Source organism: Pseudomonas sp. TE12234 (assembly GCF_054061835.1).
Genome location: NZ_JBSSEP010000009.1, coordinates 235,333 through 253,321, shown reverse-complemented (window position 1 = coordinate 253,321; position 17,989 = coordinate 235,333). Strand labels below are relative to the sequence as shown.

At 53.9% G+C, this 17,989-nt stretch carries 18 protein-coding genes and 4 pseudogenes; 13 read left to right on the top strand and 9 right to left on the bottom strand.

Translation table 11 applies throughout. The features are described from left to right. The 3 genes from ACVWYU_RS16590 to ACVWYU_RS16580 all read left to right on the top strand — a co-directional run. Positions 1 to 414 (top strand): winged helix-turn-helix domain-containing protein (locus ACVWYU_RS16590; RefSeq protein WP_457373185.1); only part of this gene is annotated, 414 nt, incomplete at its 5' end. Further along, positions 411 to 1,772, top strand: coding sequence for a heavy metal sensor histidine kinase (locus tag ACVWYU_RS16585; protein WP_457373192.1), 1,362 nt, complete (start codon positions 411 to 413; stop codon positions 1,770 to 1,772). The genes ACVWYU_RS16590 and ACVWYU_RS16585, both read left to right, overlap by 4 nt. 393 nt (positions 1,773 to 2,165) lie before the next feature. Then, positions 2,166 to 3,725, top strand: coding sequence for a diguanylate cyclase domain-containing protein (locus ACVWYU_RS16580; RefSeq protein WP_457373184.1), 1,560 nt, complete (start codon positions 2,166 to 2,168; stop codon positions 3,723 to 3,725). 61 nt (positions 3,726 to 3,786) lie between these two features. Here ACVWYU_RS16580 and ACVWYU_RS16575 read toward each other — a convergent pair whose 3' ends face one another. Beyond that, positions 3,787 to 4,557, bottom strand: a complete 771-nt coding sequence (locus tag ACVWYU_RS16575) for a substrate-binding periplasmic protein (protein ID WP_457373183.1) — start codon at positions 4,555 to 4,557, stop codon at positions 3,787 to 3,789. Between the two features lie 112 nt (positions 4,558 to 4,669). Here ACVWYU_RS16575 and ACVWYU_RS16570 point away from each other — a divergent pair, with 112 nt between their 5' ends. The 4 genes and pseudogenes from ACVWYU_RS16570 to ACVWYU_RS16555 all read left to right on the top strand — a co-directional run. Continuing rightward, positions 4,670 to 4,810 carry a DUF1289 domain-containing protein gene (locus ACVWYU_RS16570; protein ID WP_457373191.1) on the top strand — a complete coding sequence of 47 codons (141 nt, stop codon included), beginning with the start codon at positions 4,670 to 4,672 and terminating at the stop codon, positions 4,808 to 4,810. A 1,467-nt stretch (positions 4,811 to 6,277) separates the two neighbouring features. After that, on the top strand, positions 6,278 to 6,589 hold the full coding sequence (locus ACVWYU_RS16565; RefSeq protein WP_457373182.1) for a DUF1652 domain-containing protein: 312 nt from the start codon (positions 6,278 to 6,280) through the stop codon (positions 6,587 to 6,589). Between the two features lie 11 nt (positions 6,590 to 6,600). Next, positions 6,601 to 7,341 carry a helix-turn-helix domain-containing protein gene (locus tag ACVWYU_RS16560; protein ID WP_457373181.1) on the top strand — a complete coding sequence of 247 codons (741 nt, stop codon included), beginning with the start codon at positions 6,601 to 6,603 and terminating at the stop codon, positions 7,339 to 7,341. A 373-nt stretch (positions 7,342 to 7,714) separates the two neighbouring features. After that, positions 7,715 to 8,209 (top strand): annotated as a pseudogene (locus ACVWYU_RS16555) (methyl-accepting chemotaxis protein); the annotation flags it as partial. Positions 8,210 to 8,297: 88 nt separating this feature from the next. Here the strand turns inward: ACVWYU_RS16555 and ACVWYU_RS16550 are convergent. Beyond that, a pseudogene (locus ACVWYU_RS16550) lies at positions 8,298 to 8,540 on the bottom strand (hypothetical protein); the annotation flags it as partial. Between the two features lie 102 nt (positions 8,541 to 8,642). Here ACVWYU_RS16550 and ACVWYU_RS16545 point away from each other — a divergent pair. Then, positions 8,643 to 8,882 (top strand): annotated as a pseudogene (locus ACVWYU_RS16545) (transposase domain-containing protein); the annotation flags it as partial. Positions 8,883 to 8,942: 60 nt separating this feature from the next. On the opposite strand, the gene ACVWYU_RS16540 reads toward ACVWYU_RS16545, so the two are convergent. Continuing rightward, complete coding sequence (locus ACVWYU_RS16540; protein ID WP_457373180.1) at positions 8,943 to 9,455, bottom strand: SRPBCC domain-containing protein; 513 nt, start codon at positions 9,453 to 9,455, stop codon at positions 8,943 to 8,945. An 87-nt stretch (positions 9,456 to 9,542) separates the two neighbouring features. Between ACVWYU_RS16540 and ACVWYU_RS16535 the strand changes: the two genes are divergently transcribed. Then, positions 9,543 to 10,448: a LysR family transcriptional regulator gene (locus ACVWYU_RS16535; protein WP_457373179.1), complete on the top strand. Its 906-nt coding sequence runs from the start codon at positions 9,543 to 9,545 to the stop codon at positions 10,446 to 10,448. 288 nt (positions 10,449 to 10,736) lie between these two features. On the opposite strand, the gene ACVWYU_RS16530 is transcribed toward ACVWYU_RS16535, so the two are convergent. Both ACVWYU_RS16530 and ACVWYU_RS16525 read right to left on the bottom strand, forming a co-directional pair. Beyond that, a complete protein-coding gene (locus ACVWYU_RS16530; RefSeq protein ID WP_457373178.1) occupies positions 10,737 to 10,967 on the bottom strand; it encodes a hypothetical protein in 231 nt (76 codons plus the stop codon). Positions 10,968 to 11,288: 321 nt separating this feature from the next. Beyond that, positions 11,289 to 12,185, bottom strand: coding sequence for an AraC family transcriptional regulator N-terminal domain-containing protein (locus ACVWYU_RS16525; RefSeq protein WP_457373177.1), 897 nt, complete (start codon positions 12,183 to 12,185; stop codon positions 11,289 to 11,291). A 137-nt stretch (positions 12,186 to 12,322) separates the two neighbouring features. On the opposite strand from ACVWYU_RS16525, the gene ACVWYU_RS16520 reads away from it, so the two are divergent. Next, complete coding sequence (locus ACVWYU_RS16520; RefSeq protein WP_196586721.1) at positions 12,323 to 13,066, top strand: SDR family NAD(P)-dependent oxidoreductase; 744 nt, start codon at positions 12,323 to 12,325, stop codon at positions 13,064 to 13,066. Positions 13,067 to 13,138: 72 nt separating this feature from the next. Next, positions 13,139 to 13,324 (top strand): hypothetical protein, encoded by a 186-nt coding sequence (locus tag ACVWYU_RS16515; RefSeq protein ID WP_457373176.1) that lies wholly within the window; start codon positions 13,139 to 13,141, stop codon positions 13,322 to 13,324. A gap of 413 nt (positions 13,325 to 13,737) precedes the next feature. Here ACVWYU_RS16515 and ACVWYU_RS16510 read toward each other — a convergent pair whose 3' ends face one another. Next, on the bottom strand, positions 13,738 to 13,914 hold the full coding sequence (locus ACVWYU_RS16510) for a DUF7693 family protein (protein ID WP_457373175.1): 177 nt from the start codon (positions 13,912 to 13,914) through the stop codon (positions 13,738 to 13,740). A 117-nt stretch (positions 13,915 to 14,031) separates the two neighbouring features. Next, complete coding sequence (locus ACVWYU_RS16505; RefSeq protein WP_457373174.1) at positions 14,032 to 14,946, bottom strand: LysR family transcriptional regulator; 915 nt, start codon at positions 14,944 to 14,946, stop codon at positions 14,032 to 14,034. Between the two features lie 173 nt (positions 14,947 to 15,119). Between ACVWYU_RS16505 and ACVWYU_RS16500 the strand changes: the two genes are divergently transcribed. After that, complete coding sequence (locus ACVWYU_RS16500; RefSeq protein ID WP_457373190.1) at positions 15,120 to 16,130, top strand: zinc-dependent alcohol dehydrogenase family protein; 1,011 nt, start codon at positions 15,120 to 15,122, stop codon at positions 16,128 to 16,130. Between the two features lie 48 nt (positions 16,131 to 16,178). Here ACVWYU_RS16500 and ACVWYU_RS16495 read toward each other — a convergent pair. Continuing rightward, positions 16,179 to 16,664 (bottom strand): annotated as a pseudogene (locus ACVWYU_RS16495) (GNAT family N-acetyltransferase); the annotation flags it as partial. A 162-nt stretch (positions 16,665 to 16,826) separates the two neighbouring features. Between ACVWYU_RS16495 and ACVWYU_RS16490 the strand changes: the two are divergent. Further along, positions 16,827 to 17,072, top strand: coding sequence for a hypothetical protein (locus ACVWYU_RS16490; protein ID WP_457373173.1), 246 nt, complete (start codon positions 16,827 to 16,829; stop codon positions 17,070 to 17,072). A 130-nt stretch (positions 17,073 to 17,202) separates the two neighbouring features. Here the strand turns inward: ACVWYU_RS16490 and ACVWYU_RS16485 are convergent, their stop codons facing one another. Then, on the bottom strand, positions 17,203 to 17,943 hold the full coding sequence (locus ACVWYU_RS16485; protein WP_457373172.1) for a Mut7-C RNAse domain-containing protein: 741 nt from the start codon (positions 17,941 to 17,943) through the stop codon (positions 17,203 to 17,205). Positions 17,944 to 17,989: the final 46 nt, after the last annotated feature.

The window sequence follows — 17,989 nt, the reverse complement described above, 5'->3', positions numbered from 1 at the left end:
GTCAAGGGGCTGGAGTTGGGGGCCGATGATTATCTGGTGAAACCCTTTTCCTATGCCGAGTTACTGGCACGCGTACGCACTTTGCTGCGCCGTGGTCCGCCTCGCGAGGTTGAGCACTTTGTGGCGGGTGATCTGAGCCTGGACTTGTTGCGACGCAGGGTAACGCGCAACGGCGAGCGTCTGACCCTGACCAACAAGGAGTTCGCCCTGCTGCATCTGCTGCTCAGTCGCGAAGGGGAAGTGCTATCGCGCTCGCTGATTGCCTCCCGGATCTGGCAGATGAATTTTGACAGTGACACCAATGTGGTGGATGTCGCTATCCGTCGACTGCGGGCCAAGGTTGACGATCCATACCCACTCAAGTTGATACACACAGTGCGTGGTATCGGTTACATGCTCGAGGTGCAATCCTGAATCCGTTTCCGCGCACCCTGAGCCTGCGCCTGGCGATGATGTTCGCACTGGTCAGCACGCTGTTACTGGGCTCCATTGGTTTTTATCTCTATCAATCGCTGCAGCGAGAGATTGCCTGGCGCGATGACCAGGCCCTGCTGGGGCGCCTGGAGCGAATGCAAGCCTTGATCAGCGATAGCGACAGCATCGAGCAATTGCGAGGTCGGCCCAAGCTCTACGAAAACATGTTGGGCAATCGCGACAATTTGCTATGGATCGTCGATGACACCGGCAAGGTGCTGATCGAAATCAACCGAGTGGGGATGACGATTCCAAAGTTGCCGGCGGCACCCCATGCTCGCCTCGTTGACGATCACGCTACCGAGCCGGTGCGGCTTGCCTGGCAGGACGTCATGCAGGGTGATCGCGGCTTGACCCTGATCGCTGGCAAGTTGTTGGCAGAGCGCGAGCAGATGATGGGGGTTTACCGGCTCAAGCTATGGCTGGCCATGTCCGTCGGTGCGCTGCTGGCTTTCGTATTCGGTTGGTGGGTCAGTCAACGAGGCTTGCGCCCCGTGCGTCTGCTGGCCAAGCGCGCTGCGGCAATTGACGTGCAGCATCTGCATCTGCGGCTGGATGAGTTCAATGAACTGAATGAGCTCAAGCTGCTCTGTAGCGCCCTCAACCAGATGCTTGCACGCCTTGAGGACGGATTCGCCCAGCTTTCACGTTTCTCGGAAGACCTCGCCCATGAGATGCGCACCCCGCTCGGTAACCTGATGGGGCATACCCAGCAAGCCCTGAGGCGCAGTCGCTCCATCGAGGACTATCAGAACCTGCTGGTTTCCAATCAGGAAGAGTATGAAAGGCTGGCCAGAATGATCGACAGCATGCTGTTTCTTGCCCGTACCGAGCAGCCAAACGCTTGCGTAAAATTCGAGCAAATCAACCTGCACGGTCTGATCGAGCAGCTATGTGAGTATTTCGAAGGCGTGGCGCAAGAGCGAGATGTGCAACTGATAAACCAGACTCAGGGTCAGGTGCTGGGGGATCCAGGCTTGATCCGTCGCGCATTGGCTAACTTGCTGGCCAACGCGCTGCGCTACGCGACTCCCGCGTCTGCTGTGACCGTCAGCAGCGAGATTTCAGGTGACAGGTTCCAAATCACGGTGCAGAACCACGGCGAGCGGATTGCTGCAGAACATCTACCGCACTTGTTTGAGCGCTTTTACCGGTGTGACCCATCACGCAATCAACCCGACGATTCCGGTGGTTTGGGATTGGCCATTGTTCGCTCAATCATGCAACTGCATGGCGGTCACGTTTCCGTTGATAGCACTGAAGCAGGAACGAGCTTTCACTTGGAGTTTCCCTCTTAAAAACGCCTGAGCTCGAACCAAAAGAATTGCACCTGACACAGCGCATGCTGGCAAATTGCCCTAGAATGAATTTCGTTGCAGTAGTGACCACGTAGAAAGCATCCAAATGGGGGCCCGAAAAGTTTTCTTTCGGGCACATGCGAAAGGGGGTAGAGGCAGTGCTGAGCATGAATCCGAAAGCCTGCTACGCCATTTTTAGGGAGATGTAACCGTGCCCAGCATCATTTTTGAATCGCAAATATGCGCATCAGATCTGATCCCTTGGGAATTGTTTTCAATACTCTACGACCTTCAAATCGGCATCTTAACGGTCGCTCAGCCCCCATCTTGCTTGGCTTTAACATTGCTTGCCAAGGCACGGTTCTCCCTCTGTGCCTTGGAAACGTTAAAGTGATGTTTACTAAACGGCGCAGCTCCTTGGCAGGGTTCATTATCCTCGCTGTCGGATTGGTTGGCTTTTCGGCCCTGCTACTGCTGAAGTCCGAGACTCAACGTACAGAAAAGCGTTTCTCGGAATACGTGCAAAACATTTCCGGCGTCGTGCGCAATCAGCTTGATACCAATGAGGCTGTGTTGGCCGGTTTCTCTGCATTTCTTCAGGCTGTGGATCAGAGCGATACGGATGCAGCGGCCCGTTACGCAGCGGCCGTTTTATCCGCTTACCCTCATATTTACATGCTTGAGGCGGCGAGGGCGGTGCCCATCGGCGAACAGGCAGCGTTCGAAGATCTATTGCGTCGTACCTGGCGGCCAGACTTTGAACTCAAGGACTTTCCGAGCCTCACTCATCAACCGGCACAACCTCAGGTCTATCTCAACGAGACCTGGCCTGTATTGTTCATGTATCCGTTACTCCCTGAAGCCAGCTCGATCTATGGCGTCAGGCTGGAAACCGTCGCCTATCTCTCCTATGCGCTGGCTCGAACCCAGGGTATCCAGAAACCTGTCGTATCTCCTGTTTTCTCAATGTATGAGGGCGGTAGCGCTTACATTCTGATGCAGTCAGTCAGTCGGCCTGAACAGGCGCGAGAGAACACCCGCCCCAATTTCTTTGGCAGCACGATGGTGTCTTTGCTTTTGATCAAGACGGGGTCACTACAGGATGCTGTGTTTTATGCGAACGTAGATCCGTTGGTTCACGTCAGTGCTCTCCTGAAATCCGCTGCAGGATTTGAAAGCAATGTCTTTTCAACGGAGACGGAGCAAGCCGGTATCCTGGATCGCCTCCTGTTACCGGCTTTGTCCGATAAGGTCGAGATCAGGAGTGTTTCACAACCGATGACCTTGTTGTTTGAGCGTCAGTTGCGATTAGGGGATGTTCTGACTGCGGAAACATTGATAATTCTTGCGGTTCTCGCGGGTGCATTCGTATTGATGCCCGTGGTGCTGATTCGGCATTTCAAAGCGATTGAAAGAGCCGAGGTTGAACATGAGCGCTCGGCTTATCTCGCCACCCATGATGTTCTAACCCAACTGCCGAATCGCTACCTCTTCGTCGAGCGTTTTGATCAGGCCCTCTCAAACTGGACATCGAGCGGGACTGCGTTTGCCGTACTGTTGATCGATCTGGATCATTTCAAGGACATTAACGATAAGCATGGCCATGAGGTCGGTGATCAGGTTCTCATAGCTGTCGCGAATCGCATGCTTCAGGTCACTCGTTCTTGTGACACCGTCGCACGCTACGGCGGAGATGAATTCGTGATTCTGATCACGGATCTTATCAACCCAGAGAGTGCTGAGCAGTACGCTGAGAGGGTACTGGAAGCCATTGCCCAAACAGTGGCGACAAGCGCAGGAGAGCTATCACTGTCGTGCAGTATCGGAGTCTCTCTGTGCCCCAATCATGGCCAAAGTCTGGGTTCGTTGCTGAAAGCGGCGGATCAGGCCATGTATGGCGTTAAACAACTGGGGCGAAAAGGAATTGCGATGACTGAGTCCCCAGAAGCTTGAGATGGTTACCCATACTACGTAGCTTCCGAACACCGCAATCGTATGATCAAGGCCAATGAAGCTAAGGAAACCAGCGCATGTGAATATCCTTGAGGGCGCCGTTGGCCTCGATGCGACGATAGCCCTCGTCGTACATCTCCAGCGCCCGCAATCCGTCTGGGTGGGCCAAGCTAAAGCCAATTGTTGAGTTTTCCACTCCGCAATTGAAGGCGAAGCGCACTACATCCTCAGTGCCCGATTGTTTGGCTTTTTGATTTCTAACCTCTAGGTCATTGTTCATAACTAATGCCGCCTGAAAACGACGAGCAGCGAGTTTTTGCAGGCTTGTTAAGTCCGAGAGTGAGTTCTCGAACACCACCCCTGAGGACTGGAGCGCGGTCACCTGGGCTGAATACTCATAGTCTCTGGTGATGCCAACGACAGTGCCGGGCCGCAAAACACATTTTCCATCTGGAGGCTTCGGCAAGGGAGCATTGATATGTTCGAAGACGTCGTTACGTACTTTGAAGATCGGCTGTGCAGCCAGCTTGATCTTGCCCTCGAATTCGGGTTGCCAGCTCATGTTGAAGCAGGCGGCGACTTGGCCACTCAGAACCATGTACTTACAGCGTGAATACGGCACTACTCTTAGTCGAACCTGTATCCCCATCTCTTTGAAGGCAGCTACAACCACGTCATTGGCGTAACCTGTGCCATCGCTCTTTGACCATGGTGCGGCGGCATCTTCGACCATGATTGTGAGCGTCTCGCGCGTCTCTTGTGCGATGCAGGCGCTCGCTGTCAGCAGCTGTAGTGTGCAAGTCAGAAGGATCGGAGCTACATTTGGCCACATTCTTTGACGACTCTTTTTTTATACATGGGAGGCTTTATTGAATCGGTGAAGCTTTGCTGGGAGTTGAAGCATGGCCAAGGATATCGAAAACCCCTGTATTTCCGTTTGCTAACTGAATAGTGAACTGTGCCTGAGCTGTGGTCGTACCAAGGAGGACATCAAAAAATGGAAGCGCATGAAACGGCCAGAAAAGATGGCTGCGGTGCAGCGAGCTACTCAGCGTATGAAAAGCCTGCAAAAAAAGAATGCTTAAACCTCTTTGGGTATGGTTAGGCGAGCTGATGCTGCGAGTTGCGCAGTGGTATTCGCGGTGACCAATTACGGTGACAGTGATACAAAAAAGCAAAGCCCCGAAGGTTCGCGACTTCGGGGCTTCTATTTTCGCCTTCATCCCTTAATGATTGGCGAACGTGGCGGCGAGAATACCAGTGTTGAATCGATGATTCACTACGATAGGAGGAGGGTGTCTTCGCTCGGAAGGGCGTCGTACGAGTGAATGAAGCTAGTACCAATTTTTCACCGGTGACTTAGTAATAAATGCGCAAATTGAGCCTTCAAAAGGCAGGAAGGGCCCGGCATCCGAGTTGGTCTAGGTCGCAACAAACGTCATTGCCGGGTTGACCAGGGGGCGCGGAGTTCAACTACATCGTCCCTGCCACTATCATGCCGAGTGGCCCAAGGCTGGCCATACCTGTTTGCAGTTGCTGAATTTGCGGGCCAAGGTAAGCACCGTCCAACTGTCGCGCTCTTGCGATATCTCCGTTGTAGATCTTATCGAGAACCATTCCAAGGCCACTTGTGCTTGTCATCGGAAACTGATGGCGAAGACTTGCTGTGGTGGCTCATAGCCGCTAATAGTGAGGAGGTGCTTGGAGAGGGCGTGAAGATGATTTCGAGATTTGTTGTTGTCCCTGCAATACCAACAGAAACGGGATCAATGCGTAATGGAGTGCGCTTCTACTGCGAGACTGCATCCATAGGTTTCAGCATCTATGACAACGAAGAGAAACTACGTCTGAAGACCACCTATCAGGCTCGAGAGGACGCTGAGACTGAATGTCAGCGACTGAACCTGGAGCGTCTTCAAAATTTACTTACGGATCGAGAATCCATGACTGCGCGATAGGGCATTTCACCCTCAAGAAGGCCTCCAGCGTTTGGCGTTCCGAAACGAGTAGGTCAAGTACTTAAGGACTTACGACTTATACCACTCTTACGCGAATGCTCGGCAGTCAGGTGCGAACAAACAGCTTCTGCCTCCGTCCTAATTTTTAACACTCCATGCTTGCTGTCTGAACCTCTTTCGACAAGTTCAGCAACACTGTATCGCTTGTTGCCGTCGTCCAATGTGGTGGTTTCAATCGTAAGCGGATCGCGAACCCACGTTCTGGTCGAGCTGAAATATCCGTCGCACAAATACCTCCAGATCTCGTGACGTCAAAAGGTGTAAACCTTATTCAGTACAAGACACCGTCTCAAAACAAGCCTCTGGTACCCATGGCACCGCCTGTTCCATTTCAGCGAGACAGTTTGCGCGGCAGGCTTGTTTGCGCTTGCTAGCGTACTCGAAGTTGAAGGCTCATCTGGCTCAAGAGCGGATAGGTGCAAGTGGCGCAGAGAGCTAGGATGAAAAGATCTAACGACTCAGCAGTCAAGGCATAGACTGAAAACCCAGTGCCTCGCCAAATGGATTGAGTGCCCGGGTGTTGTTCTTGAGCCCATGACCAACATCAAGCAGAGCTCTTTGGCCGGCTCCGGCCCTGCAGGAGGTGTCATGTTATCCACTTTATCCACGCTCGAACTGCGCCATGTCATTGAGACAGCATTTGTACCGCTTTCTTGCGAATGTCGAGTTGATCCAAGTGGATCCCTGCTGATTCAGATATTTGAGCCAATTTCTGGTCGAGTTGAGCTACGGGTCACGGGCGTTTCTATGGCTCAACTGAATAGCGGCCAAGCGATCAACAAACTCATTGAGGACATACGAGGAAAGATCAAGGAAGTCAGTGTCGGCGTTCACAACACCCAATAGGGGGGTTGGCGATGTCCGAATTACGAGCATTTCAAAGCAACTACCCCAAGGCTGCATGCGCCAATTGCGGTGTATTGGAGTTGTGCTTATCGCTTGGCCTGACCGGCCCGGAGCTAGAGCGTCTCGATGCGCTGATCGTACAAAGGATCAAGGTCAAAAAGAGGGCCGCCCTTTACCAGATGGGGGATCCCTTGCGCTCGCTTTACGCGGTGCGTATCGGCTCATTCAAGACCAGCTTGGTGTCAATCGATGGTCGTGAACAAGTCACCGGCTTCCAAATATCCGGCGAAATGCTTGGTCTTGATGCTATCAGTGACAATCAGCATGCGTGCAATGCGGTTGCGCTCGAAGATAGCGAAGTCTGCCCTATTCACTTTACACAACTGGAAAAAATCGCCCGGGACTTGCCGATATTGCAACACAATCTCAAAAAACTCATGAGTCGTGAAATTGTGCATGATCACAGCATGCTAATGCTGATGGGCACGATGAGCTCGGATGAGCGTTTGGCGGCCTTTCTCCTCAACCTCTCGCAGCGGCTCAATGTCCGAGGTTACTCAGACAAGCGGTTTGTGCTGAAGATGCGTCGCGATGAGATCGCCACCTATTTAGGGCTGCGCGTGGAAACCATCTGCCGGGGATTTGCGCGTCTGCGGAATCAGGGGCTGCTGGAAATATCGCGCCGTAACGTCAAAATCCTGAATATGGAGGGACTCAAGCATTTAGTCGCGGGCTGTCATCGGAACATCTGAATTCAGATAGGCGCGTTAGTCGGACAACCTTGACGCCATTGCCTGACAAGCTCCTTGTGTTTTGTTCAAGATATCTTCTCAATTTGCATTTCAGGCATAGCGATGGCTGCCTATTTCGCTGCTAGGCACGTGCTAATCAAGCGCTCCAATTTCTGCCTGTTACCGCCACACTTCCTCTGCAGACTGCGTCTGTATGAGCATCGTTGTTGGCGCCGACGCCGAATTGATCCAGTTACCGAGTTGCCACTGATCCAGTCTGATAACTCGCGAACCATTTCCTGTGCTGGATTTCTGCCAATTGGAGTTGGGTCAGTCTTGTGTCGGCACGTAGGTCAATTCGGCGTTGGCGCGAACAAGCAAGGTACTGGACGTGATCCGCAGTATCGCTGAACAGACTAACCTGCTGGCACTCAACGCTGCTATCGAAGCTGCCCGTGCTGGCGAACAGGGGCGCGGGTTTGCGGTGGTTGCCGATGAAGTGCGGGCGCTTGCCCATCGCACCCAAGCATCAACCGTAGAAATTGAAGGCATGATCGGTACCGTTCAATCGGGCGCCAATGGGGCTGTCACTGCCATGGGTAAGAGCCTGGCGCTGGCTACCAACACCCAGGGACTGGCCCAGAGCGCCGGGGTGGCGTTGGAGAAGATTAGCGACGGAATCGTTACCATCAACGAGCGCAATCTAGTGATCGCCTCGGCGTCCGAAGAAGAGGCCCAGGTTGCCCGTGAGGTGGATCGTAATCTGCTGAACATCCAAGACCTCTCGACCCAGACCGCTGCTGGTGCCAACCAGACCAGCGCGTCCAGCCAAGAACTGTCGAGGTTGGCCGTCTCTTTCAATGCCTTGGTAGCGCAGTTCAAGCTTTAAGTTCCTGAGAATGGCTTCAGGTCGACCGCCGACCCATGTCTATTGGCATCACCAGAGTGTCTGTAGGTACAACAAGTGCTTTGATACTCTTGTTGGTGTCGAGGATCACCCGCTCAAAACCCACCGACTCGCCGTTGAGCATCACTAGCTCGACCTAGGTGTGCGGTACCCCGAGTGCCCAGATCATGTGCTTGACCGTCGCCCGCTGCGCGCACTCGCAGGTGAAGGATTGCCTCCGCCGTTCGGCCGGCAGAAAATCGTTGAGCACTTCGTAGATCGGAAGTCGAACTCGATAACGAGCAACTTCAAGCCTTGGTGTTGGGTTTGCCATGGCAGCGGGTCGGCGCGGGCGGCTCGATCACAGTTCTTTAGCACCGACTACTAGCCTATCGGTTTATCGCCGCTGACGGCCTGCTCTGGCACAATCAGCGGCATGACTTCCTCGCCCAATCTCGACCAAATGACACCGGAACAGCTGCGCGCCTTGGCCGAACAGGCCTTGTAGTTATTGTCCCAGATCGACTCGATGGGCCAGAAAATCCACCACCTTGAAACGGTTAACGAGCAACTCGCTCATGAGATCGCCATCCTCAAGCGGCACAAGTTTGCCAAGCGCAGCGAACAGCTAAGTCCTGACCAAGGCAGCTTGCTCGACGATCTACTCGACACTGATAGCCGTTTAGCGCTTCTATTTCTATAGAGGACACTGCTACGCAAAGTCGTTAGCTTGCCGTCATACTTGCTTGGCCTCCCGAGCGGCGCTAACCAACCCATCAAGCCAATCCTGGTGTCCATTGATCATTGGATTGGGCTTGACCTTTGCTAGATCTTCAGCCGGTTTACCCTTTTGTGTCTCTTGAGTGAGGATGCGCACTCGGCCATGCGATAGATCTTCAACTAGCCATGCATGATGGACATCCAATCGAGTGTCGCCTTCGCCTGCCCACCCGTGCCACGCGATCCGCCCAGGAGCGGATGAGGTAGGAGCGATATATTCATTGCACTCTGCTTCGACGGGAAAACCAAATGTCTCGAAGTAAAAACGCACTCCGTCCTGCAAATCCAATTCGGTATGGTCGTAAAAAATGACGTTTGCCGAGTTGTTGTAATAGGTCGGCCACTTCGCTGCCTGGCTGAGCAGCGGCCAGATTTGCGCAGCGGTCAAGCCACCGACGATTACTTCATTAGACACAAAATTCTCGGTAAAGCCGGGCAGGTAGCCTTCGGGCCAGAATATCTCGTTCATGGGATTTGACACCTGATGTAATGGATTGGCATCAGAATGAGTGGTAGCTTGAAATAATTCTAATCGTGAAAAGTTATCCACGACATCATGAAATCTGATATCAGAAAGCTGGATCTCAATCTGCTCAAGGCACTGGACGCCTTACTCGATGAACGTAGTGTGACCCGCGCGGCTGATCGCCTGGCGCTCACCCAACCGGCAGTGACCGGCATGCTGAACAGACTACGTGAAAGCTTTGATGACCCTCTCTTCGTGCGCGCCCAACGCGGTATCGTGCCGACGCTGCGTGCGGAACAGCTAGCGATGCCGGTTAAACAGCTTCTCGCCAATGTTGAAGGCATGCTTCAGCCACAAGCTTTCGATCCTTTAACTGCCAATATGATCGTCAAGCTTGCCTCGACCGACTATGCGTTGCGAGCAATCGTAGTACCCTTCCTAAGCGCGCTGAGGCAGCTAGCTCCGAACATTCGGGTTTCAGTTCTTCCGATTGATAACCAAGGAATTCAGCTTCAGCTGGATCGAGGTGATATCGACTTGGCTCTGGTTACCGTCGAGGCAGCTACGTCTGGGCTACACGCCAAACTGTTGTTTGAGGAAAGCTATGTATGTGTAATGCGATCTGATCATCCAGATGCCACAAAAAAAACGCTATCGTTGGATCGCTTTTGCGCATTGGATCACGTCCTAGTCTCTCCATCGGGAGGGAGATTTCAGGGTGTTACAGATGAAGCGTTGAGGAAGATTGGTAAATCACGACGGGTCACGGTATCGGTAACAAGCTTTCTAGTGTTGCCAGAAATTCTGAGGGTCAGCGATCTGATAGCTGTAGTGCCCCGCCGACTGGCAGCACGCGATGATGGGTTAACCGTACTGGAGCCGCCTGTTGAAATTCCAGGCTTCAGCAAAATGTTGGCTTGGCATGAACGAACGCACCATGACGCCGGCTATCGGTGGATCCGCACACTTATGTTGAGTACAGTAAAAGCTCCCTAAGTTCCATGGCTAGGAATTGATTATTCACCTTGTGTGACGTCTATCAAAATCAACAACAGCCACGTGCATGCCAAGCTGTCGAATTCCCTATTTGCCCCAAGCGGAAGCGTTCTACGACGATTCTGCCTAAGCAGAGACAAAGACTTTGCGCTGCGTGCCTATCGACGCGAGTTGTCCATCGTCGTAGGCCAACTCAGCCGAGTGCCTTCGGGTCGCAGTCTCGGTTGGATGAACCATGTTGGTCTAGCACCAGACGGGTGCCTTCGCCGGACGCTTACAAAGCATGGTCTAGACAACAACGCCATCTTTCTTTCTGGTCAGCGTTGATAAACCGACCTTACGATTTAGCGCCTCTGACCTCTTGGCGAACTTCGCCTTTTTTATGTCATCAAACGCAATAAAGCCCAGTAGATTTTCTACACGAGTGTCTGTAGCCATATCGGAGAGAAGCTGACCTACTGTTTTCCATTTCTTAGCACCTCGCTTATCACGAAGCCCTTTGCCATCTACCAAATTCAAGATTACGTCAATGCTTCTCGTGCTCAATCCAATTGCATCACTGTGATATATGAACCTTGCTCCAGAAAGGGATAGGGAGTTATCACTGCCTTGACGACCTTTTTTTGTAGCAAAACTTTCAGGTAGCCACTTTCTATAATTGCGCAGACTCGGCCACCCGTTTGCATTCAATTTGACCTGCAGGGAGCGACCTGCTGATACCGCTTGCGAACCGTTCCCTTTTATCTTTGGCCAGCCAGTAGTTTGCGTTCACAATTTGAATCCACAGTCGATAGATGCTTGTCAAAGTCGACTCGAGCTCGATCCAACCGAGTATTCCGCTCACTCGCTTGTGATGGCCCTCGCATGCCTAATGATCCTGTGCGCATCCTGCGAGGGAGGGAGTCCAAAAACTTTGGCATAGTCGCGGCTGAATTGGGTCGCGCTCTCATAGCCGACCTCAAATGCGGCGGCCATGACACTCTTCGCATTTGCCACCATCAGTGTTCTGGCTTGGAGCAGGCGCACACGTTTCTGGTACTGCAGCGGGCTCAGGTTGGTCACTGATTTGAAGTGCCGATGGAACGCAGAAACGCTCATTGACGCTCGCTCCGCCAAGCGTTCAATGCCGATAGGTTGGGCGAAGTCGCGGCGAATCCACTGGATCGCCATGTTCACGCGAGCCATGGCGCTATCCGGCGCGGCTATCTCTCGCAACATCCAGCCATGGGGGCCTTGTAGGACGCGAAAAATGATTTCACGTTCGTACACCGGCGCCAAAGCTGCGATGGCAACCGGATCGCCCATCAGTCTCAGCATCCGCACCCAAGCATCCATGAGTTCGTTGGTCATTGATGAGACCGAAAACCCAGAGTGGGCTTCATTGCGGCTGGCAGGTTTGGGCAGGTCTGCGAACAAAGTGGATAACAACGCGGGGTCGAGTGTCAGACTGACTGCCAGATATGGTTCTCCGCTGGTGGAGGGATGCACCGACCCCACGGCGGGCAAGTCTATGGACATCACGAAGTAGGTTGCGGGGTCGTACCGTAGCGTGCGGTCGCCCACTGTCATGCTTTTGCTACCTTGCAGAATCACGTTGATCATTGGGTCATAGACTGCCGTAAGCATGTGCTCGGGGATCTTTCCCTTGACCATGGCGACGCGAGGAATACCTGTTTCGGTACGCCGATTTTCAGCCTTGGCTGCAAGCGACCTGAGTTCATTAAGTTGATTGTCCATGTCGAGCATGCTGAGCGCAGACGCTGTGCCCTGCAAGCAAAAAGCAGAAACAGGCAGGTTTCGAGTAGGAACGGCTGAGTCCTGCATCGAGGTGATCAGTATTCTGGGTTCATATTTGAACCGCAGAGGAAAAAAACATGGGCGTTATCGTAATTACAGGCGGAAGTCGCGGAATCGGGGCCAGTGCCGCCGAGTATATAGCTCAACGCGGCATGGGGGTCATTCTGACCTATAACAATCATTCAGAGGCGGCTGCTTCGGTCGTCGAGCGCATTGAGCGGGACGGAGGCAAGGCAGTGGCGCTCAAGCTCGATGTTGCTGACATTGGAAGCTTCCAGACATTTCGCGAGTCTGTGGCACTGAGCTTGCGCGAGACTTGGGAAGTCACCACCTTGAGCGGCCTGGTGAACAATGCCGGTTACGGCTTGTTCAACCCGATGGCAAAGGTGAGCGAGGCGCAGTTCGATGGTTTGTTGAATGTGCACCTTAAAGGCCCGTTCTTCCTCACTCAAACATTGCTGTCGCTGCTGGCGGACAACGCCAGTATCGTCAACCTGACCAGCGCCACTACCCGCGTCGCAACGGCAGGTGTGGCGCCCTACGCAGCATTCAAAGGTGGGCTCGAGGTGCTCACGCGGTACATGGCCAAAGAGTTCGGTGAGCGACGGATTCGGGCCAATGCCGTATCGCCTGGAGCGATCCGGACTGAATTGGGCGGCGGATTGAACGATGAGTTCGAAACTTTGCTCGCTGCGCAGACGGCATTAGGCAGAGTTGGTGAGCCGGAAGACGTCGCTCGTGTGATTGCCATGCTGCTGTCAGATGACGGCGCTTGGATCAATGCCCAAACCATCGAAGTTGCTGGCGGCTACAACATCTGAGCTACATTGTGGAACAAGATTGGTCTATTTCTAATGCCTGACCCACTTCATGTAGCAATGGAGGGCGGAAGCATGTTTTTGAAAACCAAGGACGGTCACTATATCTTTCAAGACGAATTTGGACGCCGCCCTACCTCTAGGAAGGAACATGAGGCCAAAGTGCTTGAAGCCAGAGCCATGGAGGCGCATGTCAAAAAGCTTTTAGCTAATTATCATGCAAAAGAGGCGGATAGAGAGTCAGAACATGGGGCGTCATAGGCAACCCGCGCTCTGATTTTGCTCACCGACTGAATGCAAGACAAAAGTAGCGAGTGAGCTCCTCATCGGATCAGTAGGTGTTATGCGGTACAGCGTCACGTGCACCCGCCGGCCTCGGATGTTCAGCATTCAATGTCGAGCAAACCGCGTCTGCCTCAGTCCTAACCTTGAACACACCATGCTTGTTCGCCGACCCTCCTTCTACAAGATCAACGTTCCTGTATCGCTTGCTGCCATCGTCCAGTGTCGTGGTTTCAATCACTCTAAATCGTGCGTGCATGGTCGCTTTCCGTGCATGACATTGGTGACTTAGAAGTACCGGCAAAACAAGACGATTTCAAGAACAGGGCGGGTTTGAGCTGAGACAATTTATGACGACGTTCAAATCCGGCTTGCCTGATTTTGTCGTTGAGTTAGGACGCGTAGGTGACCTGCAAATACGCGCAGTAGTCCACGGTGCCACGGTCATTGAAAAGGGTGACTACCCAGCAATCAATCTCCACAGGCATGGGGCCGTGGTAAATCTCATTCCATGACTGGATGGATCTTCGCATCATGATGCGTTTGACTAGCGCGACGTCCGTCAGCACCTGGTATAGCTATCGGGCGGTGAGAGGAGAGGTTGTATCAAATCATTCTGAGCTCGAGTCATCGCCTGCCCATAGCTAAGCTGCGGTATGAAGTGGCGTGAACCGGTTCAATGATTGCTATGGTTCCAACCAGTCAGAATGAAGCTGCGGAAAACTCTCTTGCAGCCACTCAATAAAAACTTGAACCTGTGGCGCCAGATGCGTCCGGCTGGGGTACAGCAACGACACAGGGCGAGGGGCTGGCCGATAGGGTTTTAGAATTTCAACCAAACCGCGACTGTCCAAATGCTCGGCCACGGTAATCCCTGGCGCCTGGATTATTCCGAAGCCCGACACGCCGCACTGAACGTATGCATTCGATTCGGTGACGGTGATGCCGGCGTTACTCACAAACGCTCGATCCTGGCCTTTTACCGAGAAATGCCAAGGCAATGTTCTGTTGCTCTGGCCGGACAAGAAGTTGACGCCTCGATGGGAGGCCAGGTCGTCGAGTGTCTCGGGTTCGCCATGCTTGTGCAGATACTCGGGCGCTGCACACGTCACCATGGTTGCCATCGCGATAGGACGAGCGATCAAGGTCGAATCCGGTAGATCGCCGATACGCAACGCGCAATCGATGCCTTCACCGATCAGATCGACGGCCCGGTCAGTCACGCCCAGCGTCATGTTGATACCAGGGTAGGAGGTGGTGAATTCCTTAAGGCTTTTGATGAATTCCATTTGCGCGAAAGCGGTCGGGATATCGACGCGAAGTCGTCCTGTGAGCGTTGCTCCGGATCGGTCGAACATCGAGGTGGCAGCAGAAATATCCGCCAGGATTTCCTGTACTCGTTGATAGAACCTCTCGCCCTCGGCGGTGAGTGCCACCTTTCTCGTGGTGCGCTGGAACAGGCGCACGCCCAATGACGCCTCCAACTCCTGGATATACCGAGTGACCTGAGGTCGCCCGATGTCCAGCGATTCGGCGGCTTTGGTAAAGCTGCCGAGTTCGGCAAGCCTGGCAAACAGTCGCATCGATTGAAGCAATTCCATGACGTTTTCCTATGAACCCCGCCTGACTCACGAGTTGAGCATGATTGTTATCCGAGGATAGAACAATCATGTCTTTTTCCACGCATTTATTGCGCACCGTCAAAAACGAAAAATGCACCCAAGGCAGAACCAGCTCTGGTTCGAGGCCATTGACGTGTTATTGGAGATTCGCAATGAAAGCCTGGTTATTGAATGATTTTGGACTCGACAACCTGCAACTGGGAGAGACAGCGACGCCGCAACCCAAGGCCGGTGAGCTACTGGTAAAGGTGGGGGCGGTCTCGCTCAACTTTCGCGACAAGGCCATCGTCGATGGCATCTATGAGCCGCACAAGGTAACCAAACCGCTGATTCCCGTTAGCGATGCAGCCGGCACGGTGGTCGCGGTCGGGGACGGCGTCACGCGCTTCAACGTCGGTGATCGGGTCAACTCGCACCTGTATTCCCGTTGGCTGGATGGTGAGCCTGGGCCCGATGAACCGGATTACTGCTTCGGTTCACCGTTGCCTGGCGGTTTGGCCGAATACATGATCATCCACCAGGACAGCGCCGTGGCGGCGCCCGACAACATGAGCGATGAAGAAGCGGCGACGCTGCCGATTGCCGCACTCACGGCGTGGTATTCGCTGGTGGATTTTGGGCAGATACAGCCCGGGAAAACCGTATTGGTTCAAGGCACCGGGGGTGTGTCCATATTTGCCGTGCAGATCGCGACTGCGCTTGGCGCCAAAGTCATCGCAACGTCGAGTAGCGACGAGAATCTGCAAGCGGTGAAGGGGTTGGGAGCGGTCGCGGGCGTGAACTACAGGACGACTCCGAACTGGGCAGATGAAGTGCTGAAGCTGACCGACGGCAAGGGCGTGGATCTGCTGCTCGATGTCGCCGGTGGCAACGGCATCAATCAATCGGTCGCAGCAACCAAGGCATCCGGGCGTATAGCGCAGATCGGCTTTTTGACCGGGCAAACCGTTGAGCTCAACCTGATGCCACTCATTTTCCGCCAGACCACCATTCGCGGTATCGCCGTGGCGCCGCGCTCCTCGTTCGACCGGATGAATGCGTTCTTCAACCAACACCAGATTCGTCCAGTGATCGATCAGGTGTACCCGTTCGAGAAGGCACGAGAAGCTTACGAGCATCTTGCGAAGGGTGCGTTTGGAAAGGTTGTGATCAAAATCGCTTGATAAGGTTAAGGCGCCGATGCGGCGCCTTTTCCTGTCTCGGCAACGTCTCTACAGATCCCGCGCCCAGGTCTGGCTGACCAGGTCTTTGCCGAAACTATGCACCTGTTCCTCGTCGACCAGTTGAAAGCCTGCCTTCTGACAGAGCTTTCGAGCGTCGCACAGCACGCTGGTTTTCCAGAGCATTATGCGCGTGTAACCGGCATCCCGCGCAAATCGCAGGCTTTCATCAAGTAGCCGATTGCCGATGTCCATGCCTCTGGCACTTGCGTCTACATAGAGCATTCGCAGTTGAGCAGTTGGGCGGTGCTCTCGTCATGTTTGACGACAAAGACCGAACCGATGACCTTGCCATCTTTTTCCGCAATCCAGCATCGCTCGCACGATGGATCGAATTCACGAAGATATTTGGCGACAATTTCTGCGATCAGCGCTTCGAACTCCGAATTCCACCCGTATTCGCGGGTATAGAGCTGGGCTTGCTTGCTGCACGACAAAGCCCATATCACCCGCCTTGGGATCGCGCAGGAGGTAGGAGAATCCCGATCGCCCAACAGCGCCTGTACATCTCATCGCATGATGCACTGTTTGGCGGTAGGGTGCCGTGTTGAGCCATTTTTCGTATAGTCGATGCTTCGGGCCAGTAGGGCCCGGCTATCGCATCTTCGGGGAAGTCATTGTTGAAGCGGAGTATTAGAGATGGTCTTTACCTTCACCCTTAATTACGAACTGACGTCTGACGAGAGCGATACGGATGCGCTTGTGGAACGTTTGGCGGAAGAGGGCTGCGATGATGCGTTGGTCGGATTGGGACAACCAGGTCGCCTTGCGTTGGAGTTTGTCCGTGAAGCATCCTCTGCTCATGACGCTATTGAGGGAGCCTTGGAAGATGTGCGTCGAGCCGTATCTAACGCCCGCTTGATCGAGGCATCTCTCGTTCCATGACTTACTGAAGGTGCCGAACATTGCGCGGGAGCCGACGTCCAGTCTCCCTTACTTGGAGATTGTCTAGATTACACCGAGCAATCCATCCGCAACTGACGATCAAGGAGGATCAGCGACCAGGAGCCATGTCTTATTGATTCAGCAAAGGTGCCAGCAATGCACACATACCGCGCCAGTGCGAACCCTCCCAATAAATCCGTTGGCAGGCGTCGCAGCGCAGGAAGTGCGAATAGAGGGCGCCAACACGTGGCGGCACCTGCAGTCTGGCCAGCTCCGGGCTGATCTCGTGCAGCGGCAGGTTACAATGAAGGCACAGGCTGAACGGCCGCGCACTGCGCGCCAGGTCGAGACGCTCATACAATTCGCGCAGCTGCAACGACGGTTTCAGGGCATGCACATAACAGCCGTGGTTGATGATTCGCCGCTTGAGCAGTTCGCGGTCGCGGGTTAGCACGATGCGTCCTTGCTGGGTAGCGATCTCGGCGATCTCGCCATCCTCGAAGCTATTGTCGTAGAGGGTGTCGAAGCCGCTCATGCGCAGCAGGCTGGCAAGTCCGCCAAGGTGCGCATCAGCGACGAAGCGCAGCACCCGTAAAGGTTGCGCACGAACCTTGAGCAGCGGACTGATGTCCAGCGCTTCGAACTTGGGATACACCGCTATCCGGTCGCTATTGAGGATCACCCTCTCGAATCCCACAGACTCGCCGTTGAGCAGCACCAGCTCGACCTCGGTGTGCGGTACCCCGAGTGCCTCGATCATGTGCTTGACCGTCGCCCCCTGCGCGCACTCGCAGGTGAAGGATTGCCTCCGCCGTTCGGCCGGCAGAAAATCGTTGAGCACTTCGTAGAACCGGAAGGTAGCACTGGTCATGCTGAACAGTATGGCAGGGCTGCAGTATGAGCGAGTGCAGTCCGGA